17 protein-coding genes are annotated in these 24,157 nt (G+C 66.3%); 6 read left to right on the top strand and 11 right to left on the bottom strand.

Going from position 1 to position 24,157, the window contains the following annotated elements; all coding sequences use genetic code 11:
* Positions 1-4 precede the first annotated feature (4 nt).
* Complete coding sequence (locus tag ACSLUQ_RS02250; RefSeq protein WP_417770957.1) at positions 5-1,042, bottom strand: glycosyltransferase family 4 protein; 1,038 nt, start codon at positions 1,040-1,042, stop codon at positions 5-7.
* The gene (locus ACSLUQ_RS02245) at positions 1,039-1,842 is read right to left on the bottom strand and encodes a UDP-2,3-diacylglucosamine diphosphatase (protein ID WP_417770958.1); all 804 of its coding nucleotides are present in this window, start codon (positions 1,840-1,842) and stop codon (positions 1,039-1,041) included. Before ACSLUQ_RS02245 ends, ACSLUQ_RS02250 begins: the two co-directional genes overlap by 4 nt.
* Before the next feature lie 191 nt (positions 1,843-2,033).
* Here ACSLUQ_RS02245 and ACSLUQ_RS02240 point away from each other — a divergent pair, with 191 nt between their 5' ends.
* Positions 2,034-2,813, top strand: a complete 780-nt coding sequence (locus tag ACSLUQ_RS02240) for an SDR family oxidoreductase (protein ID WP_417770959.1) — start codon at positions 2,034-2,036, stop codon at positions 2,811-2,813.
* A 94-nt stretch (positions 2,814-2,907) separates the two neighbouring features.
* On the opposite strand, the gene ACSLUQ_RS02235 is transcribed toward ACSLUQ_RS02240, so the two are convergent.
* The 3 genes from ACSLUQ_RS02235 to ACSLUQ_RS02225 form a co-directional block, all read right to left on the bottom strand.
* Positions 2,908-4,212: an OmpP1/FadL family transporter gene (locus ACSLUQ_RS02235; protein WP_417770960.1), complete on the bottom strand. Its 1,305-nt coding sequence runs from the start codon at positions 4,210-4,212 to the stop codon at positions 2,908-2,910.
* Positions 4,213-4,675: 463 nt separating this feature from the next.
* Positions 4,676-7,879, bottom strand: a complete 3,204-nt coding sequence (locus tag ACSLUQ_RS02230; protein WP_461807581.1) for an efflux RND transporter permease subunit — start codon at positions 7,877-7,879, stop codon at positions 4,676-4,678.
* Entirely contained in the window at positions 7,876-9,081 is a 1,206-nt protein-coding gene (locus tag ACSLUQ_RS02225; protein WP_461807580.1) for an efflux RND transporter periplasmic adaptor subunit, read from the bottom strand. Before ACSLUQ_RS02225 ends, ACSLUQ_RS02230 begins: the two co-directional genes overlap by 4 nt.
* 380 nt (positions 9,082-9,461) lie before the next feature.
* Here ACSLUQ_RS02225 and ACSLUQ_RS02220 point away from each other — a divergent pair, with 380 nt between their 5' ends.
* A complete protein-coding gene (locus ACSLUQ_RS02220) occupies positions 9,462-10,223 on the top strand; it encodes a TetR/AcrR family transcriptional regulator (RefSeq protein WP_461807579.1) in 762 nt (253 codons plus the stop codon).
* Between the two features lie 33 nt (positions 10,224-10,256).
* On the opposite strand, the gene ACSLUQ_RS02215 is transcribed toward ACSLUQ_RS02220, so the two are convergent.
* Positions 10,257-11,417, bottom strand: coding sequence for a TRAP transporter substrate-binding protein (locus tag ACSLUQ_RS02215; protein ID WP_461807578.1), 1,161 nt, complete (start codon positions 11,415-11,417; stop codon positions 10,257-10,259).
* 272 nt (positions 11,418-11,689) lie between these two features.
* Here ACSLUQ_RS02215 and ACSLUQ_RS02210 point away from each other — a divergent pair, with 272 nt between their 5' ends.
* Positions 11,690-11,926 carry an Lrp/AsnC ligand binding domain-containing protein gene (locus ACSLUQ_RS02210; protein WP_417770965.1) on the top strand — a complete coding sequence of 79 codons (237 nt, stop codon included), beginning with the start codon at positions 11,690-11,692 and terminating at the stop codon, positions 11,924-11,926.
* 30 nt (positions 11,927-11,956) lie between these two features.
* On the opposite strand, the gene ACSLUQ_RS02205 is transcribed toward ACSLUQ_RS02210, so the two are convergent.
* On the bottom strand, positions 11,957-12,949 hold the full coding sequence (locus ACSLUQ_RS02205; protein WP_461807577.1) for a DMT family transporter: 993 nt from the start codon (positions 12,947-12,949) through the stop codon (positions 11,957-11,959).
* 294 nt (positions 12,950-13,243) lie between these two features.
* Positions 13,244-15,547, bottom strand: coding sequence for a xanthine dehydrogenase family protein molybdopterin-binding subunit (locus ACSLUQ_RS02200; protein ID WP_417770967.1), 2,304 nt, complete (start codon positions 15,545-15,547; stop codon positions 13,244-13,246).
* A 333-nt stretch (positions 15,548-15,880) separates the two neighbouring features.
* Between ACSLUQ_RS02200 and ACSLUQ_RS02195 the strand changes: the two genes are divergently transcribed.
* Positions 15,881-16,846, top strand: a complete 966-nt coding sequence (locus ACSLUQ_RS02195) for a DMT family transporter (protein ID WP_417770968.1) — start codon at positions 15,881-15,883, stop codon at positions 16,844-16,846.
* Positions 16,847-16,888: 42 nt separating this feature from the next.
* Here ACSLUQ_RS02195 and ACSLUQ_RS02190 read toward each other — a convergent pair whose 3' ends face one another.
* The 3 genes from ACSLUQ_RS02190 to ade form a co-directional block, all read right to left on the bottom strand.
* Complete coding sequence (locus ACSLUQ_RS02190; protein WP_417770969.1) at positions 16,889-17,761, bottom strand: substrate-binding domain-containing protein; 873 nt, start codon at positions 17,759-17,761, stop codon at positions 16,889-16,891.
* 112 nt (positions 17,762-17,873) lie between these two features.
* A complete protein-coding gene (locus ACSLUQ_RS02185; RefSeq protein ID WP_417770970.1) occupies positions 17,874-19,532 on the bottom strand; it encodes a long-chain-fatty-acid--CoA ligase in 1,659 nt (552 codons plus the stop codon).
* Between the two features lie 226 nt (positions 19,533-19,758).
* Positions 19,759-21,525, bottom strand: a complete 1,767-nt coding sequence (gene ade / locus ACSLUQ_RS02180; protein ID WP_461807576.1) for an adenine deaminase — start codon at positions 21,523-21,525, stop codon at positions 19,759-19,761.
* A 198-nt stretch (positions 21,526-21,723) separates the two neighbouring features.
* Here ade and ACSLUQ_RS02175 point away from each other — a divergent pair, with 198 nt between their 5' ends.
* Positions 21,724-23,022 carry an ROK family protein gene (locus tag ACSLUQ_RS02175; RefSeq protein ID WP_461807575.1) on the top strand — a complete coding sequence of 433 codons (1,299 nt, stop codon included), beginning with the start codon at positions 21,724-21,726 and terminating at the stop codon, positions 23,020-23,022.
* 42 nt (positions 23,023-23,064) lie between these two features.
* Positions 23,065-24,081 carry a sugar ABC transporter substrate-binding protein gene (locus ACSLUQ_RS02170; RefSeq protein WP_417770973.1) on the top strand — a complete coding sequence of 339 codons (1,017 nt, stop codon included), beginning with the start codon at positions 23,065-23,067 and terminating at the stop codon, positions 24,079-24,081.
* Positions 24,082-24,157: the final 76 nt, after the last annotated feature.

Here is a 24,157-nt window from a genome sequence, read left to right as displayed (position 1 = left end):
GGCGTCAGGCGGCGGCAGTGGTGGCGCGCGCTATTTCCTGCGCGTGCATGCAATTGTCGATGAATTGCCCGGTGCTCTTTTCCCAGGTGTAGGAAAGCGCCAGCTCGCGACAGCGGGCGGAAGGGATGTCGAGCGCGGCAAGCGCGGCGGCGCCGAGATCCTCGCACAGCACGCCGGCATCCGTTCCCCCGATGATGTCGATCGGCCCCATCACCGGAAAGGCGGCGACCGGCACCCCGCAGGCAAGCGCCTCCAGAAGCACGTTGCCGAAGGTATCCGTCAGGCTCGGGAAAACGACCACATCGGCGCTGGCATAGTGGCGGGCGAGGTCTTCCCCGTACTTCGATCCGGTGAACAGCACGTCCGGATAGTCCGCCTTCAGCTCGCCGAGCTGCGGCCCCCCGCCGACGACCACCTTCGACCCGGGCAGGTCGAGATCGAGGAAGGCGGAGATGTTCTTTTCCACCGCAACCCGACCGACATACATGAACACCGGTCCCTCGACATCGGCCGGCAGCACGCTGTCGCGGTGGGGACGAAAGAGGTCATGGTCGACACCTCGCGACCAGCGCATCAGGTTGCGGAAGCCCCGCCCGGCAAGATCCTCCTCCAGCGTCCGCGTCGCCACCATGCAGCCGCTGCCGGCGTTGTGAAACCGGCGCAGCCAGCCGTAGGACCAGGAGACCGGCACGGGCATGCGCGCCGAGAGGTATTCGGGAAAACGGGTGTGGTAGCTCGTGGTGAAGGGCTGGCCGGTGGTGCGCGCCACCCGCGCCGCCAGCATTCCCAGCGGCCCCTCGGTGGCGATGTGCAGGTGCTCGCAATCGAGACCGGCGATCCGCCGGCGCAGGCTTCCCGGCGTTGTCAGTGTCAGCCGGATCTCCGGGTAGGTCGGACAGGGAACGGTGTAGAAATCAGACGGCGACAGCACCACCACCCTGACGCCGCGACGCTCCAGCTCGACGACCGTGCGCTCGATCGACCTCACGACGCCGTTGACCTGCGGATGCCAGGCGTCGGAGACGATGAGCAGCGATCTCATGCGGCCACCTGCGGGCGGCCGAGCTGCCGGGGTTCCGCGGCAACGGCGGAGCGGTCCGCCCAGCGGATGATCTCGAAGGTGCCGTCGTGATGTTCGGCAACGGCCGTGCAGCTTTCCACCCAGTCGCCGGTGTTGATGTAGCGGGTGCCGAACTCGCGATGGTCGGCGGCATGGTGGATATGCCCGCAGATCACCCCGTCGACCTTCTGGCGCGCCGCCTCATGGGCGAGCGTTTCCTCGAACTTGCCGATGAAGCTGACAGCGTTCTTCACCTTCAGCTTGGCCCAGGCCGACAGCGACCAGTATTGCAGGCCGAGACGGCGGCGCATCACGTTCAGCACGGTGTTGAGGTTGAGCGCCGTGACATAAGCCCAGTCGCCCAGAAACGCGAGCCACTTGGCGTGGCGCACGACGACATCGAACTTGTCCCCGTGGATCACCAGGAAGCGCTTGCCGTCGGCGCTCTCATGGATCGTCTCCTCGACAACCTCGATGCCGCCGAAGTGGGTGCCGAGGAAATCGCGCAGGAACTCGTCGTGATTGCCCGGCGTGTAGATGATGCGCGCGCCCTTGCGGCCCTTGCGCATCAGCTTCTGCACCACGTCGTTGTGCGCCTGCGGCCAGTACCACATGCGTTTCAACCGCCAACCGTCGACGATATCCCCGACCAGATAGATCGTGTCGGCGTCGTTGTGGCGCATGAAGTCCAGCAGAAGATCCGCCTGGCACCCTCGCGTGCCGAGATGGATATCGGAAAGGAAAATCGCCCGGTAGTGACGCGGGGCCGGCTCGACGGACATGGCGCGCTCCTGACAAGTGTTGGAGCCTTGATCCACGATTCCGATCTCAGGAATGTGACAGGCGCGACGATCCGTCATCGCCAGGCCTGCCCGGCGCCGGCCATGGACGCGCGCCCGCCCGATCCGCTATCACGGTTGGCAAGGCGCAAACCCGGGCCGGCCCGGATGCGTGCAGCACAAGGAGATATCTGATGGATCTTGGCATTTCCGGTCGCACGGCGATCGTTTGCGCGTCCAGTCGCGGGCTGGGGCGCGGGTGCGCCGAGGCGCTCGCCGAGGCGGGCTGCAATCTCGTGATCAACGGTCTCGACGCGGTTCGCCTCGACGCCACCGCCAGCGACCTGCGCGCCCGCTACGGGGTCGAGGTGACGCCGGTCGTCGCCAATGTCTCGACGCTCGCGGGCCAGAAGGCGCTGCTCGCCGCCTGCCCCGCCCCCGACATCCTGGTCAACAACAACGGCGGCCCGCCACGCCGCGACTATCTCGATCTGGACCGCGAGGCGATGATCGACGGCGTCATCCAGAACATGATCTCGCCGATCGAGATGATCCAGCAGGTGGCCGAAGGCATGGCCGAGCGCGGCTTCGGGCGGATCGTCAACATCACCTCGATCTCCGTGCGCATGCCGCTCGACGGGCTCGACCTGTCGAGCGGCGCCCGCGCCGGACTGACCGCCTTTCTGGCGAGCATCGCCCGCCGCTACGCCGGGCGTAACGTCACGATCAACAACATCCTGCCCGGCAAGATGGACACCGACCGCCTGCGCGGTGGCCTGGAACGCGCCGCGGAGCTCTCCGGCACCTCCGTCGACGCCGCCGGCGCCGCCCAGATGGCGGAGATCCCGGCGCGCCGCTTCGGCACGGCCGACGAGTTCGGCAAGCTCTGCGCCTTCGCCTGCTCCACCCACGCCGGCTACATCACGGGCCAGAACCTGCTGATCGACGGGGGCCTCTACCCGGCCGCCTTCTGAGCCGGCGAGGATGACGCAAGAAAAGGCCGGCGGAAGCTTCCGCCGGCCTTTGTTTTCGAAATTCTGTCACGCGAATTGCCGGAATTGCAGCCGCTCAGTAGCCGCGCGCCGGATCAAGGCTCGGCCGTGGCAACGCCCCGCCCCAGTTGTAGCGCACCGACGCGGAGACAATGTTGACGCTCGAATCCGCGTTGCCGACGTAGCTGCCGAGAGCCGGATTGTAGTCCTGATGGGTGCCGCTGATGTTGATCGGCGTGTCCTTCGACCAGATGTAGGTGTAGCCAAGGTCGAACGCCAGATTGTCGCTGAAGCGATAGGACGCGCCGGCAGACAGCCAGTAGCGGTCGTTGTCGGGCAGGCGGGTCGAGCGGATCGAATCGTCGATCGGCGAGATCTCGTAGGCGAGACCACCGCGCACCGTCAGGTCTTCATTGATGTCATATTCGCCGCCGAGCGCGAAGAACCAGCCATCGCTGTAATTGAACTTCAGCGTCTGCACCGTCGCACCCGAGGCCTGCGCATAAACGCGCGGTGCCTTGAGCCGGCTCCAGTTGCTCCATTCAACCGTGCCAAACAGCCGGAACTGATCGGTAATGCGCTGTTTCACCGAAAGATTCACCGAGTCCGGCGTAATCAGGTTGGCGCCGATCGCCGGCGTTCCGGCCGGTGACTGCAGGCTGCCGCCAAGCTCGTGCACGATGCCGGAGCGGTAGCCCAGACCGACCTCGGTTCCCGCCATCGGCTTGTAGGTCAGGCCGGCGGTGACGCCGAAGCCGATGTCATCGCCCTCCAGGATGCCCGAGGGGAAGCCCGGCACCGTCGGAATGCCGGTGGCCAGGCGCACCTTGAGCTGCTCGATCTGCAGGCCGAAGCCGACGGCAAGCTGCTCGTTGATCTGATAGGAGATCATCGGCGTGACGTTGAGCGAGGAAACCTTTGACGTGCGCGAGTAGAACTGGCCCGCCCAGTTGTAGTTCGGCTTGGTCGACAGGCCGAAGGGCGCGTTGACGGAGAGGCCGAAGACCACCTGGTCGGTGACCCGATAGGCCATGTAGCTTGCGGGAATATAGGCGTCGGAACCGATGTCGCCGGACGGCGCAGTGCTCGCCGGAACCGGCACGACACCTGGCGTGAAGGTGCCGGTGATCTCGGAATTCGGAACAATCGCAGTGTTGTGGGTTTCGGACGTGAAGCCCGCGCCGGCCCCCGAAAGCGCCGCCGGGTTCCAGAACATGGACGAGATCGACGGCCCGGTCGTACCATAACCGGCGAACGACATGCCCTGATAATAGGAACTCTGCTCGCGCAGCGCAAAACCGCCCGCATAGGCTCCCGTCGCGCCGACACACAAGGCGACCGCAGTCGCCGAAAGCAATAGAACCCTGCGCTTGCTTGCCATGTCTGCCATTTCCTCCCGAAGCGGCCTTCGCCAGCATGCCCCTGCCGGCAATTACGTTTACGTAATCGTTACCAACCAAAACGAGAGAAGCAAGCCGGGAAATTTCCCGAAAATCCGGGGATTTTGCAGCGCGAGATCGCGAAATATTGCCAATATCGTTAGGACATGCACGTTTTGCGTGCAATGAAAAATATGCTCAAGATATTGCTTTCACGACACTTTCATGAACGAAGCCGAAAAATTCAGAAATTAATTCCAAAATCGATCAACCAAGTACTCCCGCAGTGCAGCAATGCTTTCATCGCCGATCGTTGCCGGAATGACACAGGCACCCGCCTTGAACGCCCCAAGCCGATCTCCAGGGGCGCAAGGCCTCGACCGCCCGCCCCGAACCGGCCCCGGGATGGGGGAGCCGAAAGGCCGGAGGGGCGGGCGGCGCGGCGTGGCGGAATGACCTCGCGGGTCACTCCGCCGCGTGGGGCAGAGCCGGTGCGGGGGCCGTTTGACGCTCTGCCTCAACTGGATTTTCCGTGTGTGCGCTGGCCGATGCGGCATCGCCGCCAGCCCCGCGACCGGCCTGGCTCGCCATTTCCGCCTCGGTCTTGTCGAGGCGGCGGCGGAACCACAGGGCATAAAGCGCCGGCATGAAGACCAGCGTCAGGACGGTCGCCACCGTCAGCCCGCCGATCATCGAGATCGCCATCGGCCCCCAGAAGATATTGAAGGTGAGCGGGATGAACGCCAGAACAGCGGCGAGCGCGGTCAGGATCACCGGGCGTGACCGCCGCACGGTCGACTCGACGATGGCCTGCCGCATGGTCGCTCCCGCACCGAGATCATGCTCGATCTGATCGGCCAGGATCAGCGTGTTGCGCATCACCATGCCCCCCAGCGCGATGACGCCGAGAATGGCGACGAAGCCGAAGGGCGCATCCGTCAGCAACAGCGCCCCCACCGCTCCGACCAGCCCGAGCGGGAAGGTCAGAAAGACCAGCACCATCTTCGAGAACGACTGCATCTGCAGCATGATCAGGAACGCCATGGCCAGCAGCATCAGCGGGAAGACGGCAGCCAGCGCCGTGTTCGCCTTGGCCGATTCCTCGGCCGCGCCGCCGGTGTCGATCCGGTAGCCGGCGGGTAGCCCCGCCTCGATCTCGCGCATCGCCGGCAGCAGCGCCGCGGTGACGTCGGGCGCCTGCACGCCGGGCGCCACATCGGCGCGCACGCTCAGGACGGTCTCGCGGTTGCGCCGCCACAGGATCGGCTCCTCGGCCTCATAAGAGATCCTGGCAACCTGCGAAACCGGAATGGCCCTGCCGTCGCGAACGCGAAGCACAAGATCACCGAGATCTCCGAGCGCGGCGCGCTCGGCTTCCGTCGCGCGCACCACGACGCCGACCGAATGGCGGCCGTCGCGCAGGGCCGTCGCCTCGACACCTGACAGAAGTGCCTGCAGCGACTGGCCGATCTCGCTCGTCGAAAGGCCCAGCGCCCGCGCCCGGTCCTGGTCGACCTCGAGACGGATCGACTTCATCTTCTCGCCCCACTGCAACTCGGTGAAGCGCGTGTCCGGATGGGCGCGCATCTTGTCGCGCACCCGCTCTGCGATCCGATGCACCTCTTCGCGATCCGCGCCGATGACGCGGAACTGAACGGGAAAGCCCACGGGCGGGCCGAGCTCGAGCCTGTTGACCCGCCCGCGCACAGGGCCGGGCGCGGTCTCGAAATGCGCGCGCAGCTGCTCGGTCAGCCGCCCCGTGTGTTCGCCGCCCTTCGACTGGGCGAGGATCATCGCGTAGCTCGGGTTCGGCAGCGCCGGATTGTAGGCGAGGAAGAAGCGCGGCGCGCCCGCCCCCACGTAGGTGGTGAAATAGTCGACATCGGGATTGTCGGAGAGCATTGCCTCGATCTTGCGGACCTCGGCATCCGTCGCCTCGAAGGAGGCGGATTGCGCGCCCTGGAGCTCGATCAGCACCTCCGGCCGGGAGGAACTGGGAAAGAACTGCTGCTTGACGAAGCCCATGCCGTAGCCAGCCCCACCGATGAGGGCGAAGGTGGCGAGCACCACCGGCAGGCGAAAGCGCACCGCACCGGAGACCAGACGGCGGAGCCGGTTGTAGGAGGGCGTCGCATAGATCGCCTCCTCGTCATGATGCCCGCTTTCCGCCGCCTTGCGTTCCAGCGAGCGCGGCAGCAGCATCATGCCCAGATACGGGGTGAAGACCACCGCGACGATCCAGGAGATCAGCAGCGCCGTGGTCACCACCCAGAAGATGCCGCCTGCGTATTCGCCCGCCGCCGACTTGGCGAACCCGACGGGAAGGAAGCCCGCAGCCGTCACCAGCGTGCCGGTGAGCATTGGAAAGGCCGTCGATTCCCACGCATAGGTGGCGGCCCGGAAGCGGTCCCACCCCTGCTCGATCTTCACCACCATCATCTCGATGGCGATGATCGCATCGTCGACCAGAAGACCCAGCGACAGGATCAGCGCTCCGAGCGAGATCCGCTCCAGGTCGATGCCCATGCCCATCATCACGACGAATGTGCCGGCCAGAGTCAGCGGCACTGACAGGGCGACAATAATCCCGGTGCGCAGGCCGAGCGAGGCGAAGGACACAAGGAGCACGATGGAAATGGCGGCGACGAACTTGAGCAGGAACTCGCCGATGGCTTCCTCCACCACTTCCGGCTGGTTCGAGACCTGGTGGAGTTCCGCCCCGACCGGAAGCTGCGCCTTGAGCTCGCGCGCCTTCTCGTGCAGCAGCTCGCCGAGATCCAGCACGTTGCCGCCGTCGGACATGGCGATGCCGATCATGACCGCCGGCTCGCCATCGTAGCGTGCCACATAGCTCTTGGGATCCGCGATGCCGCGCGACACGCGGGCGACGTCGCCAAGACGGAATGTCTTGCCGCCGGCCTCGATCGGCACCGACGCCACCGCCTCGACCCCGTTCAGGCTGCCGCTGACGCGGATCTCGACGGTTTCCGCCGGCGTGTCGACCGAACCGGACGGCACGACGGCGTTCTGCGCCGCGAGCGCGTCGAAGATGGCGCTCGCGGGAATGCCCAGGGTGGCGAGCTTGGAATAGGAGATGTCGACGTAGATCTTCGGATCCTGCTCGCCAAAGAGCTGAACCTTTTCCACGCCGGGAACCCTGAGGAAGCCCTGACGCAGGGTCTCGGCGAGATCGGAAAGCTCGATGGCGGAGGCGCCCGGCGCGGTCAGCGCGTGAACCTGGACGAAGACGTCGGCGTATTCATCGTTGAAGAAGGGACCGAGGACGCCGGACGGCAGCTCGGAGCGGATATCCCCGACCTTCTTGCGCACCTGGTACCAGAGCCCCTCCACATCGGCGGCCGGAGTCGAATCCTTGAGAACCACCTGCGAGGCCATGAAGCCCGGCCGCGCGTAGGTCTCGATACGCTCCAGATGAGGCAGCGTCTGCAGACGGGTCTCGATCCGGTCCGCGACCTGGCCCTGCATCTCCTCCGCAGTCGCTCCCGGCCAGGCGGCCGTGACGACCATCACCTTTACCGTGAAGGAGGGATCCTCGTTGCGCCCGAGATTGACATAGGCATAGACGCCTGCCGCCGCGATGACGAGGATGAAGAAGAGCACGAGCGCCTGATGCCGCAGGGCCCAGGCCGACAGGTTGAAGCGGCTCACTGCAGCGCCCCCACCGCGAGCGCGCCGGAGGACGTCGCGCCAGCGGCGGTCGTGCCACTGGCCGCGCGCTGCACCACGCGGACCTCAAGCCCCGGGTCAAGCCGGTGCACTCCCATGCTGACAACATCGTCGCCGACCGCGAGATCGCCGGCGATCACCGCCCGCTCGCTCTCGATGCGCCTGACCGTCACCGGAACCGCGCTGACCCGCCTGGCATCGGCCTCGGCGCGCCACACGCGCGCCGCGCCGCCTTCGTACCAGACAGCCGACAGCGGCACGGAGAGACCTTCATGCGCGGCTTCCGGCGAAAGTGCGACCGTCGCCGTCATGCCGAGACGCACCGCCGCGATCGGAGCGTCGAGCGCATAGCGCGCGGTGAAGCTGCGCGAGGCGCTGTCGGCCTGCGGCGAAACCTCGCGCAAGGTGGCGGGAAAACTGCGGCCGGGTGCGGCCCAGAGCGACACCCGGGCCGTCGCGCGATCCAGGTCGGCGATCCTTGCCTCGGGAATGGCGACCTCGATCTCGCGCGCGCTGCCTCGCGTGACCAACGCCACCGGCTGGCCGGCGGTCACCACCTCGCCGGGTTCCGCCCGGACCTCGGTGACAACGCCGTCCGCATCGGCGCGCAAGACAGCGTAGGAAAGCCGGCTCTCGGCAAGGATGCGCGCCTCGCGCGCGGCCTTCAGCGTTTCGCGTGCCGCATCGGCGGTCGCCTCCGCCCGGTCGAGCGCCGATTCGCTGACATGCCCCTTGTCCTTGAGTGCGGCGACACGGGTGAGGTCCTCGGCGCTGCGGCGCGCTTCCGTCTCCGCCGCCCGCTCCCGCGCCTTCTCCGCCCGCAGGCTGGATTCCAGGTCCGTGGCATCGAGGCGCGCGATCACATCTCCGGCGCGAACGCTTGTTCCCGGATCGACGAAGCGCTCGGCGATCTTGCCGCCGGTGCGAAAGGCCAGCGGCACCTCGAAACGAGCGCGAACCGTGCCGGAATAGGCAAGAATGCGGGCGGCCGCGCTTTCGACCGGCTCGACCCAGACGGCACGGACCTCGCCCTGCCCGCCCGTGTCTTCGCTCGCCTCAGGCTGGCACCCGGCGAGGAAAACCGCGGCAAGGAGCCCGACCGAAAGGCGCAGGCGGCCGTACGTCCGCCCAGATGACGCGGCGGTTTCTTCCCCGGCGCGGGTGGCGGTGTGATTGTCTCTCATCGTCTTTCCCTTGCCAGGCTGGAACCGCCGCGCGTCTCGATCCGCGGCATCTTGCGTTCCGCCAACATCACCCCTGCGGCCGCCACGATGACAAGCCGATGCCCGAACGGCATTTCGCACATATTGTCTGTCGAATGACGATTGTCAATATTCGTCAGGAGACATATGTTCAACTGCGGACGTTGACGTCGAGGTGAGAGGTGCCCATGGTATTCTGGTACGCACGTCAGTTGGACGCACCGGAGCATGGCCACCCCAGACAGATGGAACCGGCAAGGCGCTGGATGCGTTGATGAAAGACGAGGCAGGCCAATGATCGCGCCTGCCGGCGCTGAAACCGAGAACAACAGTCAGGCAGGGCCGGAGCCCGCATTGGACAGATGAGCGAAACAATCGAGAAGACGGTCCATCCGGTGGAAACCCCGATGAACCACGAAACGGACCCGCGCGATGGCGGGTCCCGCGATGGCTCGACTTCGAGCGCGGCAATCGAAATGCGCCGCCGCATCGTCGAGAAGGCGAGCGAACTGTTTCACATCTACGGCTTCCAGAAGACGACCGTCGCCGACATCGCGCGCGAACTCGGCATGTCGCCGGCCAATGTCTATCGATTCTTCTCATCTAAGGCTGCTCTGACCAAGGCCGTCGCGGGGCTGGTGACCTGGCAGGTTCGCCAGCAGATGCAGAAGGGCATGGAGATGCCGGCGCAGACCTGCGCCGAGCAGCTGCGCATCATGGTGAAAAGTCATTTCCACTACATGCGCGACCGCTACACGGACTTCCGTAAGATCCACGACCTGCTCGAGGCGGCCATGGAGGAAGCCTGGGACGTCGTACAGGTGCACAAGGAAGAGGAACGCCGCTCCTTCGCCGCCGTCATCCGCGAGGGCATCGCCAGGGGCGAGTTTCCCGAACAGGACGCCGACAGTGCGGCGATGCTGTTCCAGCACTCGCTGCTGCTGTTCTTCCACCCGGCGCTGGTCGCGGAAACCTGCCGCTGCCTGCCCGAGGGCCATCAGGACCTGCTGTTCGATCCGCTGGTGGATTTCTCCATCGCCGCCCTGCGCGACGGGCGGTATCGCGAGGTGCCGGAGGAGGTGAAGAGGATCTTCACCGATCCGTCGATCTCCTCGGCGAATTGATGGCGCAATGGCGCCGCGAACGTACCGAAATCCTCAGAAGTAGACGCCGCGGCCTTCCAGGAAGAGCCGGCGGGAAGCATCGCTCCACGGTGCGATCCGGTTCATCGCGCGGAAATAGCTCTTGAAGATGTCGCGCGCCAGATCGCCGTCGGCGCCGAGCCCCGAAACCACATCGCGCGCCGTCGAGCGCAGCGCCTGGACAATGTCCTGGGGATAGACGCGGATCGAAGCCCCGTCCTCCTCGCGCAGCGCCCGCAGCGCGTCGGCGTTGATCCATTCGCTTTCGGCAAGCGACAGAACCGTCTCCGCCCGGCACGCAGCCCGCACGACCGCCTTCAGGTCGCTTGAAAGGCCGTCGAAGGCGACCGCATTGACGAGCGCCTCGTTCGCCCCGTTCGGCTCGTGGAAGCCGGGCGCGTAGCAATAGGGAGCAACGGCTGCGAGCCCGAGCGGACGGTCGCTCGCGGGACCGAGGAATTCCGCCGCATCGATCAGTCCGCTCGACAGCGCCGGGATCAGTTCGCCGGGCGGCAGCGACACGGGCGTTGCGCCGAGGCGCCGCATGACCTCCCCGCCAAGGCCAGGCATGCGGATCTTGAGCCCCTGAAGGTCCTCCAGCCGCTCGACCGGACGCCGATACCAGCCGCCGAGCTGGCAGCCGCTGTTGCCGGCCAGAAACGGCCGGACGCCGAAGGGCGCATAAAGCGCCTCCCACAGCTCCTGCCCGCCGCCACGCTCGATCCAGGTCACATGCTCGCCCGGCAGCATGCCGAAGGGAACGGTGGCGAAGAACGCCGCCGCTGGCATCCGCCCCTGCCAGAACGCGGGAGAGGCATGTCCCATCTGCGCCGTTCCGGAGGCAACCGCGTCGAACACTTCCGCCGCCGGCACCAGTGCCCCGGCGGCAAAGAGGCGCACCCGCATGCGGCCGCCGCTCAGTTCCGCGATCATGTCGCAGATGCGCTGCGCCGAGGCGCCCTGCCCCGGCAGATCCGCCGGCCAGGCGGTCGCCATCTTCCATTCGATCGTGGTCTGCGCCAGCGCCGGACGGGCGAGCGAGGCCACGGCCCCCGCCCCGGCAAGCCCCAGCGCCCCGCGTCGGGTCAGCCCGGCGGCGCCGGCAGACTTGGCCGGCCGCGGACCGGAGATCTCGCGGCACTCGGCATCGGCATCAGTGGGGCGACGGGTCGTCATCGCGTCTTTCCGTGGTCGTCTGTTTTCCGTGGTCGTTTCGCACCGCCCTGCGCGACCCGCGAGCGGGCCGAACGGTCCCGTTTTCATGGCAGGTTCCGGCCCATGCCGCAACTTTCCAGCCCCCGCCATCCCCCCTTTGACCGACAGAAAGCACAGGAGACGCGGATCGGCGGCCGGCACGCCACTTGCCGAGCGTGCCCGCTTCCGCTTCACTGGCGGGCAACCCAAACCGGCGCCGGCCACCCTGCGCGAGCGCCGCAACGGAGAGAAAGATGATCCCGTTCTTCGTCATGATCAAATGCCATCTCGGCAAGGCTTATCAGGTCGCGAATTCCATTGCTGACGCCGAAATCGCCTCGGAAATCTACTCGACGGCGGGTGACTACGATCTCATGGTCAAGTTTTACGTCGAGGATGAGACCGATATCGGTCATTTCGTCAATGAGAAGGTACATCCCTTCGACGGCATCCTCGACACCAAGACAATCATCACCTTCAAGGCGTTTTGAGCCCCACGCGAATCGCTGCGGCGGCTCGGGTCAGACCTTGGACGGCGTCACCGTGCGCCGCTCCTTCGAGCGGTCGAGCCCGAGCGCCCGCTCGCGGAAGATGACGAAAACGCCCGCGCCGATCACGATCAGGGCTCCGGCGATCACCTCCACCGACGGCACGTCGGAAAAGACCAGCCAGCCGACGATAACCGTCCAGAGCATGGTCGAATAATCGAAGGGCGCGATGGTCGAGGCATCGGCGAAACGGTAGCTGCTGGTGAGCAGGATCTGCCCCACGCCGCCAAGCAGCCCCATGCACAAAAGCATCGCGAAATCCGTCGCATCCGGCATGATCCAGCCGAAGGGAGCGCTCATCAGCGCCATGATCGAGGTCACGCCGGCGAACCAGATGACGATGGTCGAGGTCCGCTCCGTGCCGGTGAGCCGCCGCACGGTGATCATCGCCAGCGCCATGAAGACGGCCGAGGTGAAGGCGAAGGCCGACCCGGTGGCCGTCTCCGGTCCCTCCACCGAGCCGCCCAGATGCGGCGACAGGATGATGAGAATGCCGATAAAGCCGACGACGACAGCGGACCAGCGGTAGATGCGCACGGTCTCGTGCAGGATCAGCGCGGCGAAGACCACGGTGATCAGCGGGGCGGCAAAGCTGATCGCCGTCGCATCCGGCAGCGGCAGCCGGGCAAGGGCGGCGAACCAGAAGGTCATGGCCAGTCCGCCGACAACCGCTCGGCTGATATGGCCCATCGGCCGCTTGGTATGGAAGGCGCCCGGCAGTTCGCCCCGCCAGGCCGCCATCGCCAGCACCGGCAGGATGCCGAAAAAGCTGCGGGCGAAGATTATTTCGCCCACCGGATAGCGCGCCGACAGGATCTTCACCAGCGCCACCATGCCGGTGAACAGCAACGCCGACCCCACCTTGAGCGTGATGCCGAGCCTGGGGTTGTAGTGGTTCAGATCGGGTGAAGACTTCGGCCCGGGCTCGGGCGCGCTGCTGGAAGACGACGCGCTCTTGGAAGACATGAAGGAGGTGTCCGGGCTGGAGGGGCTGCGGGCGGCAACCGCGATATCCGCGCGCCCTGCTCTCGGTGGGAAGGAGCGGACCCGAGGACCGCACCCAAGCAAAGCACCTTGCGCCCGGTCGCGCAACCATCGGCGGGCACAAGCGACTGTGCCGCCGTGCTTTCTCCCCCGCTGCCAGACCCGACCGACTGGAAGGCCCGAGCTACCGGCCCCGGCAACGCACGCGAAAAGGGCCGGACCACCCCGCGGCGATCCGGCCCTCCTTCGAGTGTCGCCCGGCCCCGGAGAGACGGATCAGTTGCGGGTCGCGGCAATCGCCTCCCACACGCGCGACGGCGTTGCCGGCATTTCGATCTGCGGCACGCCCGCCCCCCGGCGCAGCGCATCGTTGACCGCGTTCATCACCGCCGGCGTCGCGCCGATGGTGCCGGCCTCGCCCGCACCCTTGATACCGAGCGCGTTGGTGGTGGAAGGCACGTTGCGGGTGTCGAAGCGAATGGGCGGAATGTCGGCCGCCCGTGGCATCCGGTAGTCGAGGAAGGAGGCCGTCATGAGCTGGCCGTCCTCGTCATAGACGGTCTGCTCCATCAGCGCCTGGCCGATGGCCTGCACCACGCCGCCATGCACCTGCCCGGCGAGAAGCAGAGGGTTCACCACAACACCGAAGTCGTCGACGATCACATAGTCGAGCAGCTCCGTGTCACCGGTCTCCGGATCGATCTCGAGCTCGCAGATGTGTGTGCCGTTGGGATAGGTCGCCTCGTTCTGGCGCACCTCCTCGCGCCCCATCAGGGGCTCCGGCGCGCCGGCGGCGATCTCGGCAAGCGTTACGGCACGGTCGGTGCCGACAACGCGAACCTCGCCATCCAGCAACTCAAGATCCTCGACCCCGGCCTCCAGCTTGTCGGCCGCCAGTTCCTTGACCTTCTTCACCAGCGACTTCGATGCCTCGAGCACCGAGGGCATGCCGATGGGGATCGAACGCGAACCGCCCGTGCCGCCGCCCTTGCGCACCCGGTCAGTGTCGCCCTGGATCATCGAAACCTTGTCCAGATCGACGCCGAACTGCTCCGCGATGATCTGGCCATAGGCGGTCGCATGGCCCTGGCCGTTGGTCTGGGTGCCGATCAGAAGCGTCAGCGAGCCGTCGGTTCCAAGCTCGATCGTCGCCTCCTCGGAGCCGGCGAAGGCGCAGGCCTCGATATAGGTGGCCATGCCGATGCCGCGCATCCGACCGCGCTCGCGCGACTGGCGGGCCCGATCCTCGAAGCCGTCCCAGTCTGCCGCCGCAAGCGCCTTGTCCATGTGCTGGGCGAACTCGCCCGTGTCGTACATGCGCCCGGCCTGCGTCGTGTAGGGAAGCTGCTCCGGCGTGATGAAGTTGCGACGCCGCAGCTCGGCCGGCGACAGGTCCATCTCCGCCGCCGCCTTGTCGACCAGACGCTCCAGCAGATAGGCGGCTTCCGGCCGGCCCGCGCCGCGATAGGCATCGACCGGCGTGGTGTTGGTGAAGACACCGCGCAGCGCCGCGTGCATCGCCGGAATGTCATAAAGGCCGGTCGTCATCGACAGCCCGAGGAAGGGAATATAGGGCCCGAACTGGTGAAGATAGGCACCCATGGCTGCGATCAGGTCGACCTTCATGGCAAGGAAGCGCCCTTCCTCGTCCATCGCGACCTCGGCGGCTGCGAGATTGTCGCGCCCGTGGGCGTCGGCGAGGAAGTGCTCGGAGCGTTCGCAGACCCATTTGACCGGTCGGCCAAGACGTTCCGCCGCCACCAGCGCCACCGGGTATTCCGGATAGACGAAGTTCTTGGTGCCGAAACCGCCGCCCACGTCCGGCGTCACCACCCGCAGCCGATCCTTCTCGATCCGCAGGATGTCGCCGGTGATGATGTCTCGCATGCCGTGACCGCCCTGGGTGCCGGCGGTGAGCGTGTAGCGCCCGGTATCCTTGTCATATTCGGCGATACAGCCGCGCGGCTCCATGTAGTTGCACACGAGACGGTTGTTGACGATCTCGATGCGGGTGACGTGATGGGCCCTGGCGAAAGCCTCCCCGGTCGCCTCCGCGTCGCCGATCTCGAAGGTGTAGGCGAGGTTCGTGCCACTCTCGGGCCAGACCAGCGGCGCGCCGGGCTTCAGCGCATCGCCCGTCTCCACGACGGCATCAAGCGGCTCGTAGTCGATCTCGATCAGTTCCGCCGCCGACTTGGCGTTCGCGATCGTGTCGGCGATCACCATGGCGATGGGCTCGCCGACATGGCGCACGGTGTCCGTGGCCAGAACGGGGCGCGGGGGAATGGCGTGCTTGGAGCCGTCGGGCTGGGTCAGCACCGCCTTGGTCGGCATGTTCCCGAGCCCTTCCAGATCCGCAGCCGTCAGGATCATCGCGACACCGGGAGCCGAACGCGCGTCGGCAAGGTCGCCGAGCGCGATGCGGGCATGCGCCATGGACGAACGCAGCACAAAGGCCTTGAGCACGCCCTCCGGCTTGTGGTCGTCGACGTAGTTGCCGCGGCCGGTGATCAGGGCGTCATCTTCCTTGCGGCGCACCGGGGCGCCCATACCGAATTTCGCCTGGACAATCTCGTTCATTCGAAAGGCCTCATTGAGAGTTCGCTGGCTGCCGGGGGGCTCGCTGGCGACATGGGGTCGCGCGACGTGCGGTCAAGGGCGGAAGAGGTTGCGGTTCGGCCAGGTGGGTCCTCGCCGGCGGGTCTGTCAGGCCGCAAACACGCGCGTCACAGCACGCGTTTGCGGCCCGTTGCGGGCCAGACTAACGGCAAACCGCCCGGCCCGCCAAGTGGGTCTTGATCGGCCTCAGCTCGTTCGCCCGGTCCACGCCCCCTTCCTTCGCTGGCGCGGATGGGTCTATGCTGTCAGTCCTGCCTTGCCGCGCACGCGGCCCGCTCGATGGAACAGCCAAGCATGGATTCCCCTCCCCGCCACCGGGGGCCAGCCCAGCGCTTTCGCGACGCAGGCGACCGACTGTCGCTTCTGCCCGACAACATGCGCGGCATCCTGTGGATGCTGCTGGCCGGCATGCTCCTGACCGTCATGGTGACGCTGATCAAGATCCTAGGCGAGCGGCTGCACGTCGCCCAGATCATCTTCATCCGGCAGGTCCTGATGACCCTGATCGTCGCCCCGACAATCATCTACGGCCTGCCGCATTCGCTGGTGACCCGACGGCCGATGCTGCATGCGCTGCGCGTCGTCTGCGCCTCGACGGCGATGCTGTGCGGCTTTACCGCCGCAGTGCACCTGCCGCTCGCCGACGCCACCGCCATCGGCTTTTCAAAGACCTTCTTCCTGACCGTGCTCGCCATCTTCTTCCTCAACGAGACGGTCGGCCGCCATCGCTGGGCCGCGACGCTGATCGGCTTTCTCGGCGTCATCATCATCGCCAGGCCGGCGGGTGCCGAGGGCACCTACCTCTATTCGGCCCTTGCCGTGATCGGAGCCTGTGGCGCATCCGTGGTGATGGTGATCATCCGCAAGCTGTCGCAGGTGGAACGCCCGATCACGATCCTCAGCTACCAGGCGGTCTTCGTCGGCGTCATCATGGCGCCGATCGCCTTCTACAACTGGCTCACGCCGACCTGGGAGGAACTCGGACTTCTCGTCGTCGTCGGCCTGTTCTCCTGGGCCGGGCAGATGTGCAACATCCGCGCCTTCCGCGCCGGCGAGGCCTCCGCCATCGCCGCGTTCGACTACATGCGCCTGATCTACGCGACGGTCGTCGGCTTTCTCATCTTCGGGGACATCCCGGGTATCGCGACGCTTGCCGGCGCCGCGCTGATCGTGACGGCCGCGCTCTACACCGCCTTTCGCGAGCAGCGCCTCGGGCGGCAGGTCACGGCGCGCACCGGCGTGCGCTCGGATCCGCCCTGAGCCGCGCACCAGACGAAGCCGCACACCAGACGGACAGGCGGCTCATCCGCCGTTGAAATGCGCCTTCCAGATGCCCTCGACCCGGTAGCCGCCGAGGCTTCTTGCCATTTCGGCGAAAGCAGGTGTGCGGGTGAAGGCGACGAGCGCCTGGAAAGACGGCTCGAACCACTCGCGGCGGGCAACGAGAATGTCGAACCGCTCCTCGCAGACCGGCACGAAATCGAGCTTGAACTGCCGCGCCGACGCCTCGAGCCCAAAGGCCGCGTCGGCTCGTCCGTCCAGAACCGCCAGCGCCGCGTCGCGCTCATCACGGGCCAGTGGACTGTCTTCCTGGGAAAGAGCCAGGTCCTCCTCCCGTGCCAGTCGCTCCAGCAGCAACTGACCCCCGGCAGTTTTCTGTCGGCGCACGACCCGGCGGCCGGCGAGATCGGCGAGGCGCGTGACATCCTGCGGATTGCCCTGCGGCACGATCAGGCCGCGGTTGCGCCACGCCCATTCGACGAGCACCACCGGCCGATAGCGGAAACGCGCGGACACCGCGTCGGTGTTCCAGCCCTCGTCCTGGACCACATGCAGGCCGGCGGCGACACCTTCGCCGTGCTCGAAGCGGTCGAGCCCGTCCAGACTGCCGTCGAAGAAGGCGGCAAGGCCCGAGCCCGATTCGCGCAGCGCCCATTCGAGCAACGGATCGTGGCTGCCAAGCAGCACCGTCGGACGCACCGCATCCGGCGACGGCGCGTCACTGGCGCTCTCGATCCAGGCCAGCACGACATCGCGGGGAAACAGCAGCTTGCCGGTGGCCCGGCTGTGCGGGATTTCGCCGGCTGCAGCCAGGTCGTAGATCTTTCGCTCCTTGACCCGGAGAAGGTCGGCCATTTCCCTGGTCGTGAGGTACGTCGGCAATTCGCCCGTCATCTGGCGCTGCGGCCTCCGGCTCGTCGGTTAAGAGGACGAAGACAATGCCAAGCCCCGCCCGCCGCATCAAGCGGCGCGCACACACCTTGCGACTTCGTGCGAAACAAATGCGTCAGCCCGTCCCGCCGTCGCGCTTTCCCGCCTCCTCCGCAACGAGCTCCTTCTTCGACAACTTGCCGACCATCGTCTTCGGCAGCGTGTCCCGGAACTCGATTTCCTGCGGCATCTCGATCTTCGACAGGTGCCCCTTGAGAAAGGTCAGCATCTCGCCGCCGGTAAGGCTCTCGCCCTGGCGAAGCTTGACGAAGGCCTTCGGCGCCTGACCGCGGTAGGTGTCGGGGACCGCGATGACGATCGCCTCCTCGACGGCGGGGTGACGGTAGATCGCCTCCTCGATCATGCGCGGATAGACGTTGTAGCCGGAGCACAGGATCAGGTCCTTGATGCGGTCGACCAGATAGACGAAGCCCTCCGCGTCCCGATAGCCGACGTCGCCCGTGTGCAGGGCCCCGTTGCGGATTGCGCGGGCAGTCTCCTCGGGGCGCTCGTAGTATCCGGCCATGACCTGCGGTCCGCGCACGACGAGCTCGCCCTTTTCCCCCTCGCCCACTTGCTGCGCGGGGTTCTCGATCGAATGGAAGGCGATGGTCGTGCCGGGCACCGCCATGCCGATGGACCCGGCCCGGCGGCGCTCGTCGAGCGGATTGACCGTGACCACCGGCGAAGCCTCGGTCAGCCCGTAGCCCTCGACCAGCATGCAGCCGGTCAGCTTCTCGAACTGCTCCTTCACCTCGACGGGCAGCGGCGCGCCGCCGGACAGGCAAATCTTGATCGAGGTGAGATCGTAGGAGCGCGTCAACTCGTCCGAGTTGATGGCCGTATAGAGCGTCGGCACGCCGGGGAAGAGCGTGACGCGCTTGCGCTTCGCCGCGTCAAGAAGCTGCTTCAGCTCGAAGCGCGGCAGCATCACCATCTCCGCGCCGATGGCGACCGAGAGGTTCTGCGCCACCGTCATGGCGAACACATGGAAGAACGGGAGCACGCACAGCATCCGTTCCTGACCGGGCTCGGCCATGCAGAACACCGAGCGGATCTGCTCGAGGTTGGCGGAGATGTTCGTGTGGGTGAGCATCGCCCCCTTGGGAAGCCCGGTGGTTCCGCCGGTGTATTGCAGCACCGCGACATCGGTGTCGGGCGCGATCTCCGGCACATGCGGCGTCGACCCGCGGACCGTCAGCTCGCCATAGCGCGGGTGGGCGTCGTCGTGAGGAACCTTCGCCCGGTCGCGCGCCTTGAACAGCGTGAACAGCAGCCTCTTGAGCGGCGGCAGCGCGTCGGCCATCGGACAGACGACCACCGTGTCGAGATGCCCGGCGCGGCGCACCGCATCCACCTTGTCGTAGATCACCTTGAGATCGAGCGTGATCATGATGCGCGCGTTCGCATCCTGCACCTGCGCTGCGATCTCCCGCTCCACATAGAGCGGGTTGAAGTTGACGACGATGCCCCCGATCTTCAGCACGGCAAAGTAGAAGATCGGATAATAGGGCGTGTTCGGCAGGCACAGACCAATCTTCGTGCCCTTCACCGCGCCCAGCGCCTGCAGCCCGACGGCAACCTTGTCGACCTCCGCCCCGAACTCGGCGTAGCTGTAGCCCTTTCCAAGGAAATCGATGGCCGGCCGGTCACCGTGACGACGCACCGCATCGTCAAGGTAGGTGTGGATGGGCTGCGGACGAAAGGCTGCAAGCCAGACCTGCGGTTCGCTCACGAGTGTTCCTCCCCGACCTGTGGTCGTTCTTGTTTTCAGGCATTATACGCCAAATTCATGGCGCATCGCCTATCTCGGGCCGGTCTCCCCCCGGACCAGGACAACCACGCGGACACGCGTCGCCCCGCCACCGACCATCGCCAGAGCTTCCGTTTACGTCAACGTAAAAATTTGGTCGTGCGACGGACAATCGCAACGCCCCGCGAACGGCTTGCGGCCTCCCCGGTCATTCGACCAGCGCGAAGCGGTCGACGTCGAAGAGACCCATGTCGGTGATCTTCAGGTGCGGGATCACCGGAAGCGGCAGGAACGCCACCTGCAGGAAGGGTTCCGCCAGGGTGCAGCCGAGATCGCGCGCGGCCGCGCGCAAGTCCTCCAACGTGACGCGCACCTCCTCGAAGCTCGACAGGCTCATGAGACCGGCAATGGGCAACGCCAGTTCGGCCCGCACCTCATCCCCCTCGGCGACGACGAAACCACCCTGCAGCTCGCCGATGCGACGGACCGCCGTCGCCATCGACGCGTCGTCCGCCCCCACGACGCAGATGTTGTGGCTGTCATGGCCGACGGACGAGGCAATGGCCCCCCGCTGCAAGCCGAAGCCCGAGACGAAGCCCCGGCCGATGCCGCCCGTTTTCCCGTGCCGCTCGACAACCGCGACCTTGACCGTGTCCTGCGCCGGATCGGCAATCACGGCGCCATCGCGCACAGGCAGCGTCGCCGAAAGCCGCTCGGTGATGATCCGCCCCGCCACCACGCCGATCACCGGTCGTTCGTTGGCGCGAGACGCCTCGATGCGAAAGTCCTCCGCCGAAATCCGACCGATGACGACGCTTTCGAGACCGACGGGATCGAGCGGAGCGCGTGCGGCAAAGCCGGCCTCGTCGACAGGACGACCGCCGGCCACGACCGAGTGGACACGGCAGCTCTCGAGATCGTCGAGAAGCACCAGGTCGGCGCGCCAGCCCGGCGCGACCAGGCCGCGGTCGCGCAGGCCGAAGGCCATGGCCGCCGACCAGCTCGCCGCCCGATAGGCGTCCTGGGGCCGCGCGCCGCGACCGATCAGCCGGCGGATCATGCTGTCGACATGCCCCTCCTCGGCGATATCGAGCGGATTGCGGTCGTCGGTGCACAGGCCGATGAAGGACGCCATATCGGGGGTGAGGATCTCGGCGAGGGCTTCGAGGTCCTTCGACACCGATCCCTCGCGGATCAGGATCGTCATGCCCTTCGCCAGCTTTTCACGCGCCTCCGCGGCGGTCGTGGCCTCATGGTCGGTGCGAATGCCGGCCGCGAGATACCCGTTGAGATCGAGCCCCGAAAGCAGCGGCGCATGTCCGTCGATATGTCCGCCCTGGAAGGCGGCGAGCTTCGCCAATACCGCAGGGTCACCGGAAAGGACACCCGGGAAATTCATGAACTCCGCAAGTCCAATGACCTTCGGATGATCTCGAAGCGGCTCAAGATCGGCAATTTCCAGGCGTGCGCCAGACGTTTCGAACGATGTTGCAGGAACGCACGAAGAAAGATTGACGCGCAAATCCATCAACGTGCGCTCGGATGCGTCTAGAAAATAGCGAATCCCCTCGATTCCGAGTACATTCGCAATCTCATGCGGATCGCAGATTGCAGTGGTGACGCCATGCGGCAACACGCAGCGGTCGAATTCGAGAGGCGAGACAAGGGAGGATTCCACATGCAGATGCGCGTCGATGAACCCCGGAACGACCACCCGCCCGCCCGCGTCGAGCATTTGCGCGCCCTCGTAGCGCCCGTGCGTGCCGACGATCCGCTCACCGACGATCGCGATGTCGGTGTCGACGAACGACCCGTCCATGACGGAAAAAAGCCGCGCGTTGCGGATCACCAGATCGGCCGGCTCGAGGCCGCGCCCCGCGGCGATGGCCCGCCTCAGGAATTGCTCCGTCATCGTCGCGTTCGGCATCGTCCGTTTCCTTTCCGCATCTTGCTGCAAGCAGCGCAAGCTTCGCATGACCGGAGCCGCCAGGACCAGACACAACCCCGCCACCGGCACTCTTTCCAGGCTTCGCACCGCAACATCGAATTCGATTGACAGTACGGCATGGCTATTTTTTAATAAATCAAATGAAGTAAATTTATCAAGGATGGCAACGAGAGCGGCCTCGTCCGATAATGGGAGCGGAGTCGCAAAACTTGGGAGGACAATTCGTTGCCAAGACGCCCACTCGTTGGTCAGGGATCGAACTCGGTCCAGCTCAGACGCTACAATGAACGCATCGTGCTCCAGGTTCTACGCAGGGTCGGCGAAGCCTCGAAGGCGGATCTCGCCCGGCTTGCGCAACTGACCAACGCGGCAATCGGCGGCATCATCCAGGACCTTGCCGCCGGCGGAATGATCGAGACACTCGGCAAACGTCACAGCGGCGGTCGGGGCCAGCCGGCCACGATGCTCCAACTCGCACCGAACGGCGCCTTCGGCTTCGGCGTCCGCCTCGACCGAACCCTGATCGAGACCGTCGTCGCCGACTTCTCGGGCCACATCATCGGCCGCCGCTCCCACGACCGGATCCTGCCGTCGCCGGAGGAGGCCGTTGCCATTGTCGCCAGCGACATCGCCGAACTCATCGAGCTCGTCGACAGCGACGACCGGGAGAGGATCGCCGGCGTCGGGCTGGCCATGCCCTTCAACCTCGGCGCCTGGCTCCCCGAACTCGGCCTCCCGACAGACACTTTCGCCCCCTGGGACGGCATCGATTTCAAGACGATGCTGGAGGAAGCCGTCAGATATCCCGTCTTCTTCGAGAACGATGGCACCGCCGCCGCCATCGCCGAGCTTTTCTCGGGCATCGGCCAGCATGAGGACGACTTCCTCTATCTGTTCATGGGACCGGCCATCGGCGGAGGCGTCGTCTACGGCGGCGACTGCCTGAAGGGCGTCAACGGCAATGCCGGCGACATTGCCATGATCCCGGTATCGCGAAGCGGCCTGACTTCCGCCCCGCCGCCGCGCGGCGTGCTGGATATCCTGCTCACCCGCGCCTCGATCGTCTCGCTCAAGCGGCACATCACCTATCGCGGTCACCCCGTGGAAACGCGCGCCGAGATCGAGCAGGCCATCGCGGCCCGCAACCCGGCGGTCGACGAATGGCTGGAGGATTGCGTCGCCGCGCTGGCTCCCGCGATCTGGTCGGCGATCTCCGTGCTCGACGTGCCGCTCGTGGTGATCGACTTCGACATCGACGCCGGCCTGCCCGACCGGTTGCTTGCGGACCTTGAGATCGCGCTGCAGGAAACCGCTCCCGAAGCGCGTCGCCCGCCGCGGTTGATGCGCGGCTCCTTCGGACCTGACGCGGGCGCGGCCGGTGCCGCCAACCTGCCAATTTTCTTCAACTATTCGCCACGCGCGGCAATCCTGACTGGGCGGGTGGCGGACAAGGGCGCAGCCGAGGACGGGCCGGAAAGGATCCGCGCCATGCCCCAAGGCTCACGCAGCAGCCGGAGCGCCTAGGCGCACGGCAAAACACTGGCAACACGTGGGAGGAGACCACAGATGCTACGCAAGCTGATGCTCGCCGGAACCTTCGTCGCTGCGGCGGCGGCAAGTCCCGCGATGGCGGCCGATGTCACGGCCTGCCTGGTGACCAAGACCGACACGAATCCCTTTTTCGTCAAGATGAAGGAAGGCGCCACCGCGAAAGCGGCCGAACTGGGCATCGAGCTCAAGTCCTACGCCGGCAAGATCGATGGCGACCATGAAAGCCAGGTGGCCGCCATCGAAACCTGCATCGCCGATCAGGCCAAGGGGATCCTGATCACCGCGTCCGACACCAAGGCCATCGTCGACAGCGTCAAGCAGGCCCGGGACGCCGGCATTCTGGTGATTGCGCTCGACACCCCGCTGGAACCGATCGACTCCGCCGACGCGACCTTCGCCACCGACAACTTCAAGGCCGGCGAACTGATCGGGCAATGGGCGAAGGCCACACTGGGCGACGCGGCGGCGGACGCAAAGATCGCCATGCTGGACCTTGCCGTCAGCCAGCCCTCGGTCGGCGTGCTGCGCGACCAGGGCTTCCTCACCGGCTTCGGCATCGATGTGAAGGACGTCAACCGGTGGGGCGACGAGGACGATCCGCGCATCGTCGGCAACGACGTCACCGCCGGCAACGAAGAAGGCGGCCGCTCGGCCATGGAGAACCTTCTCACCAAGGATCCCGGCGTCAATGTCGTCTACACGATCAATGAGCCCGCGGCCGCGGGCGCCTTCGAGGCGCTTAAGGCGATGGGGCGCGAGAAGGACGTGCTGATCGTTTCCGTCGATGGCGGCTGCCCGGGCGTGCGCAACGTTTCCGAGGGCGTCATCGGCGCCACCTCGCAGCAGTATCCGCTGCTGATGGCCGCGCTCGGCATCGAGGCGATCAAGGAATACGCCGACACCGGCAAGAAGCCCGAGCCGACGCCAGGCAAGAACTTCTTCGACACCGGCGTTGCGCTCGTGACCGACAGGCCGGTGGACGGCGTGCCCTCGATCGACACCAAGGAAGGCCTGGACAAGTGCTGGGGCTGATCCCCGCACACGTCTGATTTCCTGCGCTCGGCCGGCGCGGGACGGAGATCCGCCCCGCGCCGCCGGCATGTCGCGA

The organism is Stappia sp. ICDLI1TA098 (assembly GCF_054880955.1).
The sequence above is the reverse complement of the archived record's forward strand: the minus strand, read 5'-3'. Positions and strand labels throughout refer to the sequence as shown.